Consider the following 1,029-nt stretch of genomic DNA (forward strand, 5'->3'; position numbering starts at 1 on the left):
AACCGGTTGAGGTGGATAGGCAAAACCGGTGTGGTCTGATACGTTGAGAAATTCGTTTTTCAGCCTATTTAAAGGACGACTCATGATCGATTTCGACAACTCCTCTGTGTTCAAGCTTAAGCCTATTGACGTTTCCAAAGTCAGAGATGATTTCCACAAATTTTTGATTGATGGTGAGACCATTTTCGCCGCTTTTAAAACCGTTCGTGACCAAGTGGTGTTTACCAACAAACGAGTGATTGCGGCGAATGTGCAAGGGATTACGGGCTCAAAAGTGGATTACACGTCGCTGCCTTACAGCAAGATCAATGCATTCTCTATTGAGACTTCCGGCACGTTTGATCTCGATTGCGAAATTGAGTTTTTCTTAAGTGAAGTGGGACGAGTTCGGTTTGAAATTAAAGGCTCATTTGACCTTGTTGCGTTCAATCGTATGATCAGTGAACGCGTGCTTGATTAGGTTATGGGGCTCTTAAACCAGAAAAAAAAAGTAAAGGAAGCAGACAAAAGCGAGCAACGTTGCTGATAACACTGGGTAGATGATGTATGAGTCTTGCTTGTTGGTTCGTTGAAAACACAACGACACAAGCAGAACATTGTAAACCACGAGCAGCAGGCTGATCATGGTGCCACTGTTTAGGTTGAGGCTAGAGAGTTGGGTAAGAAAAAACGCCAATAATAAATAGTCGAAGATGATTAGCCATAAAAAGGCTTTCTTCAACACATCACGTCTTTTTGTGTCGGGCATTGGCTCGTGCATATTGAACTCTACTAAAAGTCACGGCAATTGGATTAGGGATTAAAAAGGTCACCAGCAGGGCGAGGTGACCTTTGTGGTTTATGGCGTTGACAAGCATTATAGTGCTTGGATTTTCGCTTCTTGTTTTTCTGCGTCCGCCGAGTAGCGGATCACTTCTTGTCGAATAACGGGTTGGTTAAATTCCGCTTTTTGTTTCGCTTTTTGCAGCTCGCTGTCATCTTGATTGCCAAATAGGGTCTCAAGCACTTTTGCTGCTGGTGTTGTCAGAA

Annotated in this window: 2 protein-coding genes and 1 pseudogene; 1 reads left to right on the forward strand and 2 read right to left on the reverse strand. The window is 43.3% G+C overall.

The features are described from left to right. Positions 1-82 precede the first annotated feature (82 nt). Entirely contained in the window at positions 83-460 is a 378-nt protein-coding gene (locus tag R8269_RS26310) for a PH domain-containing protein (protein ID WP_005499881.1), read from the forward strand. Between the two features lie 12 nt (positions 461-472). Here R8269_RS26310 and R8269_RS26315 read toward each other — a convergent pair whose 3' ends face one another. Next, positions 473-760, reverse strand: a complete 288-nt coding sequence (locus R8269_RS26315) for a hypothetical protein (protein WP_005462765.1) — start codon at positions 758-760, stop codon at positions 473-475. A 96-nt stretch (positions 761-856) separates the two neighbouring features. Further along, a pseudogene (locus R8269_RS26320) lies at positions 857-1,029 on the reverse strand (chemotaxis protein); the annotation flags it as partial.

Source organism: Vibrio sp. Vb0667, assembly GCF_033391095.1.